This window comes from Thermomonas sp. (assembly GCF_023953935.1).
Taxonomy (GTDB): domain Bacteria; phylum Pseudomonadota; class Gammaproteobacteria; order Xanthomonadales; family Xanthomonadaceae; genus Thermomonas.
Map to the genome: position 1 here is coordinate 146,889 of NZ_JAMLIW010000003.1, position 16,388 is coordinate 163,276.

11 protein-coding genes are annotated in these 16,388 nt (G+C 66.6%); 4 read left to right on the plus strand and 7 right to left on the minus strand.

What is annotated here, in order from left to right; translation table 11 throughout:
• Positions 1–91 precede the first annotated feature (91 nt).
• Positions 92–1,498, minus strand: coding sequence for a pitrilysin family protein (locus M9902_RS04990; RefSeq protein WP_297221418.1), 1,407 nt, complete (start codon positions 1,496–1,498; stop codon positions 92–94).
• Between the two features lie 44 nt (positions 1,499–1,542).
• The gene (locus tag M9902_RS04995) at positions 1,543–2,922 is read right to left on the minus strand and encodes a pitrilysin family protein (RefSeq protein WP_297221419.1); all 1,380 of its coding nucleotides are present in this window, start codon (positions 2,920–2,922) and stop codon (positions 1,543–1,545) included.
• A gap of 654 nt (positions 2,923–3,576) precedes the next feature.
• Between M9902_RS04995 and M9902_RS05000 the strand changes: the two genes are divergently transcribed.
• The 4 genes from M9902_RS05000 to M9902_RS05015 all read left to right on the plus strand — a co-directional run bounded on the left by M9902_RS05000 (position 3,577) and on the right by M9902_RS05015 (position 10,898).
• Positions 3,577–4,950 (plus strand): MBL fold metallo-hydrolase, encoded by a 1,374-nt coding sequence (locus M9902_RS05000; RefSeq protein ID WP_297171256.1) that lies wholly within the window; start codon positions 3,577–3,579, stop codon positions 4,948–4,950.
• 266 nt (positions 4,951–5,216) lie between these two features.
• The gene (locus M9902_RS05005) at positions 5,217–7,469 is read left to right on the plus strand and encodes a copper-translocating P-type ATPase (RefSeq protein WP_343231872.1); all 2,253 of its coding nucleotides are present in this window, start codon (positions 5,217–5,219) and stop codon (positions 7,467–7,469) included.
• Between the two features lie 299 nt (positions 7,470–7,768).
• On the plus strand, positions 7,769–9,133 hold the full coding sequence (locus M9902_RS05010; protein ID WP_297221421.1) for a DEAD/DEAH box helicase: 1,365 nt from the start codon (positions 7,769–7,771) through the stop codon (positions 9,131–9,133).
• Positions 9,134–9,236: 103 nt separating this feature from the next.
• Positions 9,237–10,898, plus strand: coding sequence for a phosphoethanolamine--lipid A transferase (locus M9902_RS05015; RefSeq protein ID WP_297221422.1), 1,662 nt, complete (start codon positions 9,237–9,239; stop codon positions 10,896–10,898).
• A 42-nt stretch (positions 10,899–10,940) separates the two neighbouring features.
• Here M9902_RS05015 and M9902_RS05020 read toward each other — a convergent pair whose 3' ends face one another.
• From M9902_RS05020 to M9902_RS05040, 5 genes are all read right to left on the minus strand, one after another.
• The gene (locus M9902_RS05020; protein ID WP_297221423.1) at positions 10,941–12,167 is read right to left on the minus strand and encodes a cysteine desulfurase; all 1,227 of its coding nucleotides are present in this window, start codon (positions 12,165–12,167) and stop codon (positions 10,941–10,943) included.
• 71 nt (positions 12,168–12,238) lie between these two features.
• Complete coding sequence (gene sufD, locus M9902_RS05025; RefSeq protein WP_297221424.1) at positions 12,239–13,504, minus strand: Fe-S cluster assembly protein SufD; 1,266 nt, start codon at positions 13,502–13,504, stop codon at positions 12,239–12,241.
• The gene (gene sufC, locus M9902_RS05030; RefSeq protein WP_297171268.1) at positions 13,504–14,277 is read right to left on the minus strand and encodes a Fe-S cluster assembly ATPase SufC; all 774 of its coding nucleotides are present in this window, start codon (positions 14,275–14,277) and stop codon (positions 13,504–13,506) included. The genes sufD and sufC overlap by 1 nt, the downstream gene beginning before the upstream one ends.
• Before the next feature lie 196 nt (positions 14,278–14,473).
• Positions 14,474–15,919 (minus strand): Fe-S cluster assembly protein SufB, encoded by a 1,446-nt coding sequence (gene sufB / locus M9902_RS05035; RefSeq protein WP_297221425.1) that lies wholly within the window; start codon positions 15,917–15,919, stop codon positions 14,474–14,476.
• Positions 15,920–15,923: 4 nt separating this feature from the next.
• Positions 15,924–16,370 (minus strand): SUF system Fe-S cluster assembly regulator, encoded by a 447-nt coding sequence (locus M9902_RS05040; protein WP_297221426.1) that lies wholly within the window; start codon positions 16,368–16,370, stop codon positions 15,924–15,926.
• Positions 16,371–16,388: the final 18 nt, after the last annotated feature.

Consider the following 16,388-nt stretch of genomic DNA (forward strand, 5'->3'; position numbering starts at 1 on the left):
TGGGATCAGGTGGGCGCTAGGCGCGAATGCAACCGGGCAATGCTGCGCCGCGCCTTGTTCACGCATGGCGAAGGAAATATCTGGCGGGAACTCAGGGCGAGAAATGCGGATCGGACAGGCGCATCTCCGTCACCGGCCCGTAAGCCTTGAGCAGGTCGCGGATTTTCGCTGCATCGCCGATCACCACCATCACCAGATCCTTGCTGTCCGGGAACACCGCGCGGGCGGCGGCGACTTGCTCGGGCGTGGCCGTGGCCACCGCATCGAGGTAGCCGTCGATGTAGCTGCGCGGCTCGCCGTACAGGGTCAGCCAGGCCAGCGTGGTGCCGACCTGCGCCGCGGTTTCCAGACGCGGTGCGAATTGGCCGGCAATGTAGTTTTTCGCCGATTGCAGGGTGGCGGCATCGAGCCCATCGCGGTGCAGGCGGTCGAGGGTGGCGATGGCCATGTCGATCGCGGCGGCAGTGGAATCGGTCTTGGTGAAGGTGGTGATGTCCACGCTGCCGGGCTGGATCTGGCGGTCGATGCTGGCGCGGGCGCCATAGGTCAAGCCCGACTTCACCCGCAGTTCGGTATTGAGCATCGAGGTGAAACGGCCACCGAAGGCGGTGGCGACGATGTCCTGCGCGGCGCGCGCCGGGTCGTCGCGGGTGGTGCCGATATTGGCCAGCGCGAAATAGGTCTGGGTGGCTCCCGGTTTGTCGACCAGCAGCACGCGACGGCCCGATTGTCTTGGTTCTGCGGCGACTGTCGGCAAGCTGCCGCTGGCACGCGCCCAACTGCCGAACGCACTGCGCACCTGCGCGGTGACGGCGGCCGGATCGAAATCCCCGGAGATGACCAGGATCAGGCGGTCGCCGCCCATCTGCGCCTGCCGGAAGGTTTGCAGATCGTCGAGGCTGATGTGGGCGAGGCTGGTTTCGTCGCCTCCGGTCGGACGGCCGTAGGGATGGCCGCGGAACAGCCAGGCATCCGCGTAAGTGCCGATCAAACGGCGCGGATCGGAATCCTTGGCGGCGGCGATGCCGTCAATCGTGCGCTGGCGCAGCTTGTCGAATTCGTCCTGCTGCATGCGTGGCCGCAGCAGCGCATCGGCCAGCAGCGAGAGCATCAGGCCGCTGTCTTTGGACAGAAATTGCGCGCTGGCGACGATGGCTTCCTGACTGCTTTCGATCGACAAGCTGCCGCCGGCGCCGTCCACGGCCTGGGCGAAGGCGAGTGCATCGCGCGTGCCCGCGCCCTGCGAGAGCAGGCTGGCCAGCAGCTCGGCGCTGCCTTCCTTGCCCTGCGGATCGGCGAGTGAACCGCCGCGCACCAGCGCGGTGGCCGAGACCAGCGGGACATCCTTGCGCGGAACCAGAATCAGGGTGGCGCCGTTGTCCAGCGTGAGGGTCTGGGCTTGCGGGAGGCGTACACCGGAAGCGGCCGCCGTTGTGCTGAACCCGGCCAGTGCGATGGCCACGGTGAGCGTCGTGATGATGATTCGCAACAGGCGCATGGGCAGTCCGTTTCGGTGGTTGAAAGTGCAGGCATTGGCAGCGTTCATCGGCCGGACTCCGTGCCGTCGGCGGCCGGCAGCAGCAGGCCGGTGGTGCGGTTGCGCTGGCGCAAAAGCTTCGCCGCCAGCGCCTGGATGTCGGTGGCGCTCACCGCCGCATAGCGGGACGGGGCATCGAACGCCAGCCGGTAATCGCCATTGAAGACCTCGAAGGTGCCCAGCACACGTGCCTTGCCGTTGATCGTTGCCATCTGCCGCCAGAACGCCGACAGCTGCAGGTTGCGCGCCTTGTCCAATTCGGCGGCAGTCACGCCATCGCGGACGATGCGCGCCAATTCGTCGTCGAGCAGCGCCTGCGCCTTGGTCACGTCGGCGCCCGGCGGCAGCATCGCGTAGACCCAGAACAATCCGGGATCGAAGCCGAGATCGGCAAACGCGCCCACGTCCACCGCCGCCTGTTCGCGTTCGACCAGGCGCTGGTGCAGACGCGAGGAATCACCATCGGCAAGAATCGTGGTCAACAGTTCCAGTGCCGGTGCGTCCTTGCCGGCGGCGCCGAAGCCGGTGTGGAACGCGTAGGCGAGGATCGGCGCGCGCACGTCGCCGCGTTCGACCACGATCCGGCGTTCGCCGAGTTGCTCGGGCTCGACCGTGGTGACGGCGGGCGGTGCCGGCTGGCGCGGGGTTGTCGCGAGATATTGATCGGCCAGCGCGAACACCTGCTGCGGGTCGATGTCGCCGGTGATCACCAGCACCGCATTGTTCGGTGCGTAATAGGTCTTGAAGAAGGCCTTGAGGTCGTCGATGGTCCAGTGCTCGATGTCGCTGGGCCAGCCGATGGTCGGGATGTGGTAGGGATGGGCGATGAAGGCGGTGGCCTGCATCTGCTCCACCAGGGTGCCGAAGCCGTCGTTGTCGACGCTGGAGCGGCGTTCGCTGTAGACCACGCCGCGCTCGCTTTCGACCACCTTGGGATCGAAGGCGAGGTTGGCCATGCGGTCGCCTTCCAGATCGAAGATGGTCTCCAGCGCGGAGGAGGGGAACCAGTCGGTGTAGATGGTGAGGTCATTGCTGGTGCTGGCGTTGTTGCTGCCGCCGGCGGCCTCCATGGTGCGGTCGAATTCACCCGGCGCGCGGCGGCTGGTGCCGTTGAACATCATGTGTTCGAAGAAATGCGCCAGCCCGGTGATGCCGACGTGTTCGTTGCGGCTGCCAACCCGGTAGAAGGTGTAGTAATTGGCGCTGGGGATGTCGTGATCCGGCCAGACGATGATCTTCAGGCCGTTGGCCAGGGTCTTGCTGACGATCTGCTCGCTGCCGGGAACGGCGGCGGCAGCAGGAGCGGGCCCCGCCGGCTGCGCGGCCAGTGCTGGCAAGTTGGCGCAGCCCAGCAGCAGCGCGAGGGCGGAGGAAAGCAGGCGCATGGCGTTTTCCGGAGGGGAATCGGGAAAGCATGACCGATCGCCGCCGCCACGCCAATCTGCCGGAAGTCGTGTTGCGGGCGCCGTGCGGCGGTCGTCTGTGGGAGCGTGCCCTGCGCGCGACGGAAGTGCGTTGATACCTGAAGATGTACTTGCGTCAGCGCCGGTCGCCTGCCTCCGCGTTCGGCCCGCCACTCAGTGCTTCGCATCCGGCTTCGATGCGTGGCCGCGGGCCATCCCTGGCCCGCTCGGACCGATCACGGAGGCAGGCGCCCTAGGGGTATTCCATTCTGACATTCGGTTTGCGTTTGCGTCAGCGCCGGTTGCTTGCCTACGCACTCTGCCCGTCGCTCGGAACTTCGCCGGGCTCCGCAGGCCTTTTGGGCAAATGTCCCCCGGCATCCGCCTGCGGCGAATGCCTCCTCCTTTACTTTGCCCAAAAGGCCCGCGAAACCCGACGAATCGGGGTGCGATTTTTGGCCACGCAAAGCGAGGAACCACAGTTCGCGGGTTGCTCGCTGGGGTTCGAGCGGGCCATCCATGGCCCGCTCGACCCGATCGTGGCGGCAGGCGCCCTCGGGGGACCTCCGAGCTTGTACGCGCATGACGCCCGCACTCTTGCGCTACCCTTTCGTCAACACCTGACAGGGGCAGCGCATGCGCGTGCATTTCCACGGGGCGGCCGGCGACGTCACCGGCTCAATGCATCTGGTCGAGGCGGCGGGGAAGCGGATCCTGATCGACTGTGGTCTGGTGCAGGGCAGCCCGGAGGCGGATGCGCGCAACTTCGCGCCGTTTCCGTTCGATCCGAAGGACCTCGATGCGCTGGTTCTGAGCCATGCCCACATCGACCACCTCGGGCGGGTGCCGCGGCTGTGCATGGACGGATTCCGCGGGCCGATCTTCACCCAGCGCGCCAGCGCCGATCTGCTGCCGATCATGCTGATGGATTCGGCCTCGCTGCAGGAGAATGAGGCCGAACGCGACAACCGCCGGCGCAAGCCAAATCAGCCCAAGGCGATGCCGCTGTACACCCGCGAAGATGTGCGCGAGGTGTTCTCGCAGGTGCGCCCGCTGCCGTATGCACAGCGCACCGAAATCCTGCCCGGCGTCGAACTGGTTCTGCGCGATGCCGGCCACATCCTCGGTTCGGCCATCGTCGAAGTGTTCGCCGACGGCCGCAAGCTGGTGTTTTCCGGCGATCTCGGGATGCAGGGAACCCCCATCCTGCGCGACCCCGAGCCGGTGGCGCAGGCCGACCTGCTGCTGATGGAATCCACCTACGGCGATCGCAACCACCGCCAGCGGCACGATACCGTGCGCGAGCTCGGGGAGATTCTCGATGCGGCATGGAACGATCGCGGCAATGTCCTGATTCCGGCGTTTGCAGTCGGGCGCACGCAAGAACTTCTGTACTGGTTCGCCCGTCACTGGGACGACTGGGACATGGCGCGCTGGCGCATCTTCCTCGACAGTCCGATGGCCTCGAAGGTGGTGCAGGTCTATGACCGCCACCATGAATTGTTCGACGCCGAAGCACGCGAGGTCTGGCGCGGCACACCCAACCCGTTCCGGCTGCCGAACCTGCGGGTCACCGAATCGGCCGAGGAGTCGATGGCGATCAATCGCATCCGCGGCGGCGCAATCGTGATCGCCGGCAATGGCATGGCCAACGGCGGGCGCATCCTGCATCACATGCGGCAGAATCTGCCGCATCGACAGACCCGGATCATCTTCGTCGGATATCAGGCGCAGGGCACGATCGGGCGGCGTCTGGTCGAAGGGGCGCGGTGGGTGCGCATCCACGGTCACGACGTGCGTGTCAACGCACACCGGCACACGGTGGGCGGGCTGTCCGCGCATGCCGATCAGGCGGCGCTGCTGAATTGGTATGCCGGATTCCAACCGTCGCCACCGGTCGCGCTGGTGCATGGCGAGGATCTGGCCCGCGAAGCGCTGGCGGGTGAAATCCACGAGCGCCACGGCGTCGAAGCCGTGCTGGTGCGGCCGGGAGACGTGCTGGAAGTTTGAACGCGGGCTGTCCTTGGCCACTCTGTCCGTTGGGCTGAAGGTATCGGTAATGACTGGTCGCGGGATCGGGGAAGCGCTGGGTTGTGGGTGTCCCTGTTCGCCTTGTGCGCTCGCCTGCGAGATGTAAATGGGACTTGACCTTTCCATGATGTCAAGGTCAAGAATCGAAGCAAATCGACAAAGGAACCGGCGTGAATGACCATCTGCATCACCACGGCCATGCTGTGGGCGAACAGGCCCATGTGGGCATCATCTACACCTGTCCGATGCACCCCGAAGTGCGGCAGGATCATCCTGGCAACTGCCCCATATGTCACATGAACCTGGTTCCCGAGGGGCAGCCGGTTTCAGGCCACGATCACCATGGCCATGCTGCGGGTGAGCAGGTCCCGGCATCCGCGGCTCAGCCGCCTCAGGAGGCCCCAGCGGGCACCACCTACACCTGCCCCATGCACCCGGAGATCCGGCAGGACCATCCCGGCAACTGTCCAATCTGCGGCATGACATTGGAACCGGTGATACCGCTGGACGAGGAGGACAACAGCGAACTCATTGATTTCCAGCGCCGCTTCTGGTGGACGCTGCCGTTCACCGCCGTCGTCACCATCCTGGCCATGTTCGGTCACCGCCTCGGTTGGTTCGACATGCGAACTCAGACCTGGGTCGAACTGGTGCTGTCACTGCCCGTGGTGTTGTGGGCGGGTGTCCCCTTCTTCACGCGCTGCTGGCAGTCCATCATCAATCGCAGCCCCAATATGTGGACGCTGATTGGCCTGGGCACCGGCGCCGCCTTTGCCTACAGCGTGGTCGCCACCCTCGCACCCGGTGTGTTTCCCGATTCGTTCGTGGCCCACGGCCGCGTCGCCGTCTATTTCGAGGCGGCCGTCGTGATCATCTCGCTGACCATGATGGGTCAGATCATCGAATTGAAGGCGCGCTCGCAGACTTCTGCGGCGATCAAGGCACTGCTCGGCCTGGCGCCCAAGACGGCACGCCGCATCAATGCCGACGGCAGCGAGGAGGACGTGCCGTTGAACCATGTCCACGTTGGCGACCTGCTGCGCGTGCGGCCCGGCGAGAAGGTGCCCGTCGATGGCGTGGTGGCCGAGGGCAGCAGCGCGGTCGATGAATCCATGCTGACCGGCGAACCAGTGCCGGTGACCAAGCGCGTGGGCGACGGGCTGATCGGCGCCACGCTGAACACCAGTGGCGCACTGGTGATGCGTTCCGAGAAGGTCGGCGCCGCCACCATGCTGTCGCAGATCGTGCAGATGGTGGCCAATGCCCAGCGATCGAAGGCGCCGATGCAGCGCATGGCCGATGTGGTGGCCGGCAGGTTCGTGGTTGTGGTGGTGCTGATCGCTATCGCGACTTTGTTCGTCTGGGGATTCTTCGGCCCCGAGCCGAGCTGGGTGTTTGGCCTGATCAACGCCGTGGCGGTGCTGATCATTGCGTGCCCGTGTGCGCTGGGCCTGGCTACTCCGATGTCCGTGATGGTCGCCACCGGCCGCGCGGCCACGCAGGGGATTTTGTTCCGCGACGCCAGCGCCATCGAGAAGATGCGCGAGGTGGATACGCTGATCGTGGATAAGACCGGCACCCTGACCGAAGGCAAGCCGGCCTTCGACACTGCCGTCGCGGCCCCGGGCTACAAGGCTGACGAGGTGCTCCGTCTGGCCGCCAGCCTGGACCAGGGCAGCGAGCACCCGCTGGCAGATGCCATTGTTCGCGCCGCCCGGGACAAGGGGCTGGCGTTGAGCAAGGCCGACGACTTCGAATCGGGCAGTGGTATCGGCGTGCGCGGCACGATCGAAGGCAAGCGCCTGGCGCTGGGCAACACCGCCTTGATGCAGCAGGAGAGCGTCGCCACCGATGCGCTCAAGACGGACGCCGAGCGCTTGCGCGGCGAGGGCGGTAGTGTGATGCACTTGGCCGTGGATGGCCGGTTGGCCGGCATCCTGGCCGTCACCGACCCGATCAAGGCAACCACGGCTGACGCCATCAAGACGCTGCACGACAGCGGCCTGCGCATCGTCATGGCGACGGGCGACGGCTTGACCACGGCTAAGGCGGTGGGTGCCAAGCTCCACATCGACGAAGTGCACGGCGAAGTCAAACCGGCCGACAAGCTGGCCCTAGTGGAGCGGCTGCAGAAGGAGGGGCACATCGTCGCCATGGCCGGCGATGGCATCAATGATGCACCGGCTCTGGCCAAGGCCGACGTGGGCATTGCCATGGGCACCGGCACCGACGTGGCGATGAACAGCGGACAGATCACCCTGGTCAAGGGTGATCTGCGCGGCATCGTCGCCGCGCGCGATATCTCCATCGATACGGTGCGCAACATGCGCCAGAACCTGGGGTTCGCCTTCGTCTACAACGGCATCGGCGTGCCGATCGCAGCCGGGCTGTTGTACCCCTTCACCAGTTGGTTGCTGTCGCCCATGATCGCGGCGCTGGCGATGAGCCTGAGCTCGGCTTCGGTGGTATTCAATGCGCTGCGGTTGCGGCACGCCTAGCGCGAACTACCTTCCCGGTTCATCCCGTCAGCCCAACGCAAGCTCGCAGACGCACGGATGCCTGCAACTGATCTGCCCAAGCCCAATTCAGGTACAATGCCAAGGTTCTGCGCACGGCGGATCGTTTTCCCGGTCACGCCCGCCGCCTTTGCGGCCTGCTTCACCCCCACGCCTTTCGTCGCGCAGACGCGGCTCGGAGTCCCGTTGCCGTGACATCTGCCGACCCGCGCTCGGTTTTCGGGAAGCGTGCGGGCCTGCCCGTGCTTGTGCACGGTTTGCAACCTTTGGAGCAAGACAACATGACGTTCGAACAACTTGGCGTCGCGCCGGCCCTGCTGCGCGCGTTGGCCGACTGCGGCTATGCCACCCCCACGCCGATTCAGCAGCAGGCCATCCCGCTGGTCCTGGCCGGCCATGACGTGCTGGGCGGCGCCCAGACCGGCACCGGCAAGACCGCCGCGTTCGGCCTGCCGCTGTTGCAGAAATTGGCAGCGCTTCCCAAACCCGAAGGCCTGCACCGTCCGCGCGTGCTGGTGCTGACCCCGACGCGCGAGCTGGCGGTGCAGGTGGGCGAGAGCCTGCGCAGCTATGCCAAATACCTGCGTCTGAATGTCAGCACGCTGTTCGGCGGGGTGGGCATGCAGCCGCAGCTGGATGCCTTCCGCCGCGGGGTGGACGTGCTGGTGGCCTGCCCGGGCCGGCTGATCGACCATCTCGACCGCGGCAGCTGCAAGCTCGGCGACGTGCAGATGCTGGTGCTGGACGAGGCTGATCGCATGCTCGACATGGGCTTTCTGCCGTCGATCAAGCGGATCATGAAGCACGTTCCGCAGCAGCGTCAGACGCTGCTGTTTTCGGCCACGTTCGAGCCGCGCATCAAGGCGCTGGCGCTGGAGTTCATGCGCGAGCCGAAGCAGGTGCAGGTGGCGGCGCAGAACTCGGTGGTGGAAACCATCACCCATCGCGCGATCCCGGTTGATTCCGCGCGCAAGCGTGATCTGCTGATCGACCTGTTGGCCCAGCGTTATACCGAGCAGGTGCTGGTGTTCGGCAAGACCAAGCACGGCTGCAACCGGCTCGCCGAGCAGTTGGAGAAGGCCGGGTTGCCGGCGCTGGCGATCCACGGCAACAAGAGCCAGAACGCGCGCCAGAAGGCGCTGAACGAATTCAAGTCGGGCAAGACCCGGATTCTGGTGGCCACCGACGTGGCGGCACGCGGGTTGGACATTCCCGACCTGCCGCTGGTGATCAACCACGATCTGCCGATGGTGCCGGAGGACTATATCCACCGCATCGGTCGCACTGGCCGCAACGGCGCCACCGGCGAAGCGATTTCATTGGTGTCGCCGGACGAGGCCAGCCTGCTGCGCCAGATCCAGAAGGTGCTCGGCCGCGAGATCGCGATGGAAGCCGTGCCGGGCTTCGAGCCTTCGCGCGCCATCCGCAGTGATGCCAAGCCGTTTGACGCCGCCCCGCGCGGACCGCGCCCGGCGCGCAATCGCCGCCCGCACGGCAAGCCGCGCAGCGTCGAGGCACACGCGCACACCGGCCCCAAACCGGCGCGCGATGGCCAACGCAGCGGGCAGCGTGACGGTCAGCGCAACGGGCAGCGCGACGGGCAGCGCAGCGGCCAGCAGCAGGGCCACCGCCGCGGCGCACGCTGAAGCGTGGCCGCAGCGGCGCAGTTGGCCGCGTGATGACCCGGAGCTTGCGCGCTTCGTGCTAGCCTCGCGCGCCGACGGTGGCATCACGACAGGTTGACGACGCATGGCAAGTGCATTGACCCAGACCCGGCCCGGCCCTTGGTGGCGGCCGTGGCTGTCGGCCGAAGCGCTGATCCTGGCGGTCAGCGGGTACTGCCTGCTGGTGCTCAACGGGCCGTTCTGGGACGGCGTGCGTGCGGCCACCGATTCGTCCCGGGTCCTGCTGTCGCTGGGCGTGGCGGTGTTCGCGCTCAATGCCTTCCTGCTCGGCCTGCTGAGCTGGGGCCGGGTGGCGCGGCCGGTCCTGGCCGTGGTGCTGGTGGTCAGCGCGCTGGCGCACTGGTACATGACCCGCTATGCGGTGGTGTTCGATGCGGAAATGATCCGCAACGTGCTGCACACCGATGTGGCCGAAAGTCGTGAACTGATCTCGCTGCGGATGCTGTTGCACGTCCTGCTGCTGGGCGTGCTCCCGGCGGCATTGGTGCTGCTGGCGCGCACCCGCAAGCGCACGTTCGGGCGCGGGTTGCTGGTGCACGGCGGCTTCCTGGCCGCGACCCTGCTGCTGACCGTGACCGCCGTGCTGGCCTCGTCGCAGGGCGTGTTTTCGTTGATGCGCGCGCACAAGGCGCTGCGCTACCAGATCACCCCGGGCAACTATCTGGTCGGACTGGTCAACGTGGCCAAGCCGTCGAAGAAAAGCGGCCCGCTGCGGGTCGTGGGCGCGGATGCGGTGCGCCCGCCCGCGGCCAAGGCGCGCGCGCCGCGGCTGCTGGTGCTGGTGGTGGGTGAAACCGTGCGCGCGGGCAATTGGGGCTTGAACGGCTATGCCCGCCGGACCACGCCGGAGCTCGCCGCGCGCGGGGTGGTGAATTTCACCGACGTGCGCGCCTGCGGCACCAGTACCGAAGTCTCGCTGCCGTGCATGTTCTCGGTGCAGGGGCGCGAACACTACGATCGTGATGCCATCCGTGGCTCCGAATCACTGCTCGACGTGGCCGCGCGCGCCGGCGTGGGCGTGCTCTGGCGCGACAACCAGTCCGGCTGCAAGGGCGTGTGCGCGCGGGTGCCGTCGCACACGATGGGCCCGCAGGATGCCGCCACTCTGTGCGCGGCTGGGCGCTGCTTCGACGAAATCCTGCTGGCCGGGCTGGCTGAAAAAATCGCAGCGCAGCCTGGCGATGCGCTGATCGTCCTGCACATGCTGGGCAACCACGGGCCGAATTACTTCGAGCGCTATCCGCCCGCGTTCGAACGCTGGACGCCGGTCTGCCGCACCGCCGAGCTGAGCCGATGCACGCAGGCCGAAGTGGTCAATGCCTACGACAACGCGATCCTCTATTCCGATGCCGTGCTCGGGCGCCTGATCGACCTGCTCAAGAACCAGCGCAGCCACGATGCGGCGATGCTGTACGTGTCCGACCACGGTGAATCGCTGGGCGAATACGGCCTGTTCCTGCACGGCGCGCCGTATTCGATCGCGCCCAGGCAGCAGCTCGACGTGCCGATGGTGCTGTGGCTGTCGCCGCAGTTTGCAGCCGATGCCGGACTCGACGAAACCTGCCTGCGGGCAGCAGCGCGCAAGCCGGCCAGCCACGACAACCTGTTCTCGACCGTGCTGGGCGTGTTCGACGTGCGCACGAAGGTGTACCGACGCGACCGCGACCTGTTGGCCGGTTGCCGCACGCAACCGGTGGCGGCCGCGGATCCACCCCGTATCCCGTAGGAGCACCGAGGCCGCAGGCCGAGGGGCGCGAGAGTCTTTCTGTCAGCCCAGCAACCCGCGCACCTTGCGCAGCGCGGCGATGAACGCCTCGATTTCGGCGTGGGTGTTGTAGTAGGCGAGCGAAGCGCGGCAGGTGGTGCCCACGCCCAGCCATTGCAGCAGCGGGTGCGCGCAGTGCTGGCCGGAACGCACCGCCACCCCTTCCAGGTCGAGCAGGGTGGCCAGGTCGTGGGAATGGGTGCCGTCGATGGCGAAGCTGATCACGGCAGCCTTTTCCGGCGCGGTGCCGAAGATGCGCAGGCCGTCGATCTTCAGCAGCTCTTCGGTGGCGTGCGCCAGCAGCTCCTGCTCGCGCGCGGCGATATTGGCCAGACCGATCGCATCGAGATAATCGCTGGCGGCGCCGAGCCCGACCGCGCCGGCGATATTGGGGGTGCCGGCTTCGAAGCGGTGCGGCGGGTCGTTGAACACGCTGCCTTCGAAGCGCACTTCCTTGATCATCTCGCCGCCGCCGAGGAAGGGCGGCATCGCCGCGAGGTGCTCGCGCCTGGCCCACAGCAGCCCGGTGCCGGTAGGGCCGCCCATCTTGTGGCCGGTGGCGGCGTAGAAATCGCAGCCGATCGCGGCGATGTCCACCGCCATGTGCGGTGCCGCCTGCGAGCCGTCGACCACGCTGACGATGCCGCGTTTGGCGGCCTCCCTGCAGATCGCGGCGACCGGATTGATGGTGCCCAGCACGTTGCTGACGTGGGTCACGCCCAGCAGCTTGACCTCGGGGGTCATTTTCGCGAACAGGCCGTCAAGATCGAGGCTGCCGTCCGGCCGCAGTTCGGCCACCTTGAGCACGGCGCCGGTGCGCTGGGCAATCAGCTGCCAGGGCACGATGTTGGCGTGGTGCTCCATCCGCGTCACCAGGATGGCATCGCCCGGTTGCAGTCGCGGCAGCGCGAACGAATATGCCACCAGATTGAGCGCGAAGGTGGTGCCGCTGCACAGCACCAGCTCGTCGGCGCGGATGTGGAAGTGGCGGGCCAGGGTGGCGCGCGCGCCTTCGTAGGCCTCGGTGGCCTCGTTGCCCAGCGCGTGCACGGCGCGGCTGACGTTGGCGTTGTGGCGACGGTAGAACTCGGCGGTGGCTTCGATCACGCAGGCCGGTTTCTGGCCGGTGTTGGCGCTATCGAAATAGATCAGCGGCTTGCCGTGGACCTCGCGCTCGAGGATCGGGAAATCGGCGCGCACGCGCGTCCAGTCGATGTCCGCCGCAGCCATATCCGTTCGTGGAGAGCCCCCTTCCGTTCGTGGTGAGCCTGTCGAACCATGAACGGAAGGCCGTGGCGTAATCATGTCGTCACCCGTTCCAGCGCGCCGTCCAAGGCGGTCTCGCACAGCGCGCGCACCGGCGCGGCGTCGATGCGCGTCACCACCTCGCGGCAGAACGCGCCGGTGAGCAGGGTGCGCGCTTGCGCCTCGGGCAGCCCGCGCGAGCGCAGGTAGAACAGCGCTGTGGGATCGAGCTGGCCCACCGTGGCGCCGTGGACGGCTTTGACGTCGTCGGCGTGGATTTCCAGCGTCGGCTGGGTGTCGATCTCGGCGGTGTTCGCCAGCAGCAGGTTCTTGTTCGACAGGTCGGCGTCGGTGCCATCGGCGCCCTGGTGGATCAGGATGCCGCCGTGGAAGACCGCGTGGCCGCGCCGGCTGGCCAGCCCGCGCCAGACGAAATTGCTGGTGGTGTCGAGCGCGGCGTGTTCGATCCCCAGCCGGGTGTCGACGTGGCGGCGACCGTCGGCCAGCAGCACGCCGTCGGCGCGCCAGTTCGCGCCGTCGCCTTCAAGGCGGACGTTGAGCTCGTGACGGGTCAGCGCGGCGCCGAGTTCGAGATCGGTGCGGTCATAGCCCGCGGACTGGGCCAGCACCACATCGGTGCGTGCGAACAGGGTGGCGCGCGGCGCGGCGGTCTGGATGCGCGCCTGCGTGAGTTGCGCGTCGTGGGCGACGTGGGCATGCAGCAGGGCGTTGCCGAGGTGGGCGTGGTCGCCTGAGGCCAGCTCGTGCTCGACGATCGTCAGCCTGGCACCTTCGCGCAGTTCGACGAAATGGCGCAGATGCCAGGCGACGTCGCCGGCCGCGGCATCGGCCGCACCGACCTGGACCAGATGCAGCGGCGCTTCGATCATCGCACCGGCGTTGACGCGGATGACCGCGCCCTCGCGCGCCAGCGCCGCGTTGAGGCGGGCAAATGGCTCATCGACGCGCAGATAGCGGCGTTCGAGAAAGGCCAGCGCGCGCGGATCGTCGCCTTGCAGCAGCTGTGACAGCGGGCGCAGGTCGAGCCCGGCGGGGAGCGCGGACAGATCGCTCAGGGCGGCATCGAAGCAGCCGTTGACGAACACCAGCCGCGGCGCCGGAATCGCGGCGAGCAGGGCAGGATCGACCGCCACCGCCTTCGCGACGCCGAAGCTGCGGCGTTCGAGCTGGCGCAACGAGGTGTATTTCCAGGCCTCGGCGCGCGGCGGCGGCAGGCCGTCTTCGAGCAGGCCGTCGAGTTCGGCCCGGCGCGCGGCGTCGCCCTGGAAGCCGGCCGCGAGGGAATCGAGCAGGGCGCTCATCAGGCGGCTCCGCGCGCCGCTTCCGGCGCCATCCGCTGCTTGATCCAGCCGTAGCCGTGCGCCTCGAGTTCCAGCGCCAGCTCCGGCCCGCCGGTTTCGACGATCTTGCCGTCGGCCAGCACGTGCACCACGTCGGGCTTGATGTAATCGAGCAGGCGCTGGTAGTGGGTGATGATGAGGAAACCACGGCTCGGATCGCGCAGCGCGTTGACGCCGTCGGCCACCGCTTTCATCGCGTCGATGTCGAGCCCGGAATCGGTTTCGTCGAGGATCGCGAGCTTCGGTTCCAGCAGCGCGAGCTGGAAGATCTCGTTGCGCTTTTTCTCGCCGCCCGAGAATCCTTCATTGACGCCGCGGTGCAGCAGCTCGTCCTTGAGGTGAAGCACGGCAAGCTTTTCGCGCACCCGCTTGAGGAACTGCATCGAGTCCATCTCGGGCTCGCCGCGGGTCTTGCGCTGGGCGTTGAAGGCCGAGCGCAGGAAATAGGTGTTGTTCACGCCCGGAATTTCCACCGGATACTGGAAGGCGAGGAACACCCCGGCGGCGGCGCGCTGCTCCGGCACCAGATCCAGCAGCGGCTTGCCGTCGAATTCGACCTCGCCCTGGGTCACCTCATAGCCGTCACGCCCGGCGAGGATGTTGCCGAGGGTGGATTTGCCGGCGCCGTTGGGCCCCATGATGGCGTGGACTTCGCCGGCCTTCACCTCGAGCGAGAGGCCCTTGAGGATTTCCTTGCCGGCGACGGAAGCGTGGAGATTGGAGATTTTGAGCATTGTTGGTGATTGGTAGGGCAGTGATTGGTGATTGGTGATTGGTGATTGGTGATTCGGTAGGGACGTGATTGGTGATTGGTGATTCGGTAGAGACGTGATTGGTGATTGGTGATTGGTGATTCGTAAAGAGCGTGATGGGCGATCAAATTGCTTTGGCTCTCACCAATCACCAATCACGAATCACCAATCCCGGCTCTCACCCCACCGACCCTTCCAGGGTGACATCGAGCAGGCGCTTGGCTTCGACCGCGAACTCCATCGGCAATTCGCGGAACACCGATTTGCAGAAGCCATCGACGATCATCGAGACCGCGTTCTCCGGGTCGATCCCGCGGCTGCGGCAGTAGAACAGCTGGTCGTCGGATATCTTCGAGGTGGTGGCCTCGTGCTCGACGGTGGCGGTCGGGTTCCTGACTTCGATGTAGGGGAAGGTGTGGGCGCCGCAGGTCTTGCCGATCAGCAGCGAATCGCACTGGGTGTGGTTGCGCGCGTCCTCTGCGTTGGCGCCGACCTTGACCAGCCCGCGGTAGCTGTTCTGGCCGCGTCCGGCGCTGATGCCCTTGCTGACGATCTTGCTCTTGGTGCGCTTGCCGATGTGGATCATCTTGGTGCCGGTGTCGGCCTGCTGGTAGTGGTGGGTGAGTGCCACCGAGTGGAACTCGCCGGTCGAATCGTCGCCCACCAGCACGCAGCTCGGGTACTTCCAGGTGATTGCCGAACCGGTTTCGACCTGGGTCCAGGTCACCTTGCTGCGCGCGCCGCGGCATTCGGCGCGTTTGGTGACCAGGTTGTAGATTCCGCCGACGCCGTTCTCGTCGCCCGGGTACCAGTTCTGCACGGTGCTGTACTTGATCTCGGCATCGTCCAGCGCAATGAGCTCGACCACCGCCGCGTGCAGCTGGTTCTCGTCGCGCATCGGCGCGGTGCAGCCTTCGAGGTAGGAAACGTAGGCGCGCTCCTCGCAGATGATCAGGGTGCGTTCGAACTGCCCGGTGTTGCCGGCGTTCATGCGGAAATAGGTCGACAGCTCCATCGGGCAGCGCACGCCCTTGGGGATGTAGACGAAGCTGCCGTCGGAGAACACCGCCGAATTGAGCGCGGCGAAATAGTTGTCGCCCTGTGGTACTACCGTGCCGAGGTATTGCCGCACCAGTTCGGGATGGTGCTCGATGGCGTCGCTCATCGAGGTGAAGATCACCCCGACGTTGGCCAGTTCCTTCTGGAAAGTGGTTGCAACTGAAACCGAATCGAACACCGCGTCGACCGCCACCCCCGCGAGCTTGGCGCGCTCGTGCAGCGGCACCCCGAGCTTGTCGTAGGTGTCGAGGATTTCCTTGGGCACCTCGTCCAGCGATTTGTATTTCGGACCCTTGGGCGCGCTGTAGTAGGAGATCGACTGCAGGTCGATCGGATCCATGTGCAGCTTGGCCCAATTCGGCGGGGTCATGGTCAGGAAGCGCTGGTAGGCCGCGAGCCGCCATTCCAGCATCCACTCCGGTTCGTGCTTCTTGGCCGACAGCGCGCGGATGATGTCCTCGCCCAGGCCCGGCGGCAGCGATTCGGTCTCGATGTCGGTGATGAAGCCGGCCTCATACTTGCGTCCGAGCTGGGCGCGGATTTCGGCGTTTTGTTGCTCACTCATTCGATCAGGTCCTGGCGGAGGCCGTACGCGCGAAGGCAGCAGGATGCGGCGCGGGGGCCAGCATCTGCGCCAGCGAAACGCCGCGCAGCGCTTCGATCACGACGTCGTTGATGCGGCGCCAGTTGCTGCGCACGCCGCAGATATGTTCGATCCCGCAGTGGCCGGCGGCCGCGCTGCATTCGGTCATGCTCAGCGGGCCTTCCATGGCCTCGACGACCTCGATCAGGGTGATCGCGTCGGCGGGTTTGGCCAGCCGGTAGCCGCCGCTGGCGCCACGGAAGCCCTGCACCAGCCCGGCGGCGGCCAGCGGCTTGAGCAGTTTTGCCACCGTGGGCTGTTCCAGCCCCGAGCGTTCGGCCAGCTCCGGCGCGCTCAGCACGGCGCCCGGCCGCGCGGCGAGCACGGTCAGGACGACGGTGGCGTAATCGGTCAGTTTGGTGACGCGAAGCATGGGGAGGCAGCGGTCAAT